This window comes from Streptomyces sp. DH12 (assembly GCF_020873895.1).
Taxonomy (GTDB): domain Bacteria; phylum Actinomycetota; class Actinomycetes; order Streptomycetales; family Streptomycetaceae; genus Streptomyces.
This window is the reverse complement of the sequence record NZ_JAHWGT010000270.1, coordinates 1-725: the sequence shown is the minus strand read 5'-3', so window position 1 is coordinate 725 and position 725 is coordinate 1. Positions and strand designations below refer to the sequence as shown.

Below are 725 nucleotides of genomic sequence, written 5' to 3'. Positions count from 1 at the left end.
CTCTTCTGCCTCGCCTCCTACGGCGTCAGGGGACTGGGCTGGCTCACTCCGGCCGGCGCCGACGCGGCCGTGAAGTACGCGGTGCTCGGCACCTTCGCCACCGCCTGGTACACCGTCGTCTCGATCAGCGTCGACCTCGGCGGCGTCGTCAACCTGGAGCCCGGCGGCTACCTCGTCGCCGCCGCCACGCTCCTCGCCCTCATAGGCGCCCTGGCCCTCCCCTTCGAGCGGCCCGAGCCCGACCCGATCGACCCGGAGGCCGGCGGCTGGGAGCAGTTCAAGCACGACGCCGGACACGCCCTGGCGGTGCTGCGGGCGGCCTTCGCCTCCGGCTCCCCGCGCCCCGTGCGCACGCTGCCGTCCTACGCCGAGATCCTGATCATCGTGGCCGTCCTGGCGGTCGGCCTGGTCGTCTTCACCTACGGCATCGGCACCGAGTACGACGAGCTGTTCGTCGGCTTCCTGATCACCGCCGGCTTCGGCTTCAGCGCGCTGAACCGCTCCGGCCTGATCGCCCACGCCTCCCAGATCAGCGCCCGCCACCAGAACATCACCGTGTGCGGCGCGTTCGTCGCGGCGGCGCTGTTCCCCTTCACCCAGACCGACGACCAGTACGCCACTCTCGGCGTCTACATCCTGATCTTCGCCACCGTCGCCCTGGGCCTGAACATCGTCGTCGGCCTCGCCGGCCTGCTCGACCTGGAGCGGGAGGGCCTCGCGCGCGT

Annotated in this window: 1 pseudogene; it reads left to right on the top strand. The window is 71.6% G+C overall.

Annotation, left to right across the window (positions count from 1 at the left end):
• Positions 1 to 725 (top strand): annotated as a pseudogene (locus tag LPA54_RS33965) (branched-chain amino acid ABC transporter permease); the annotation flags it as partial.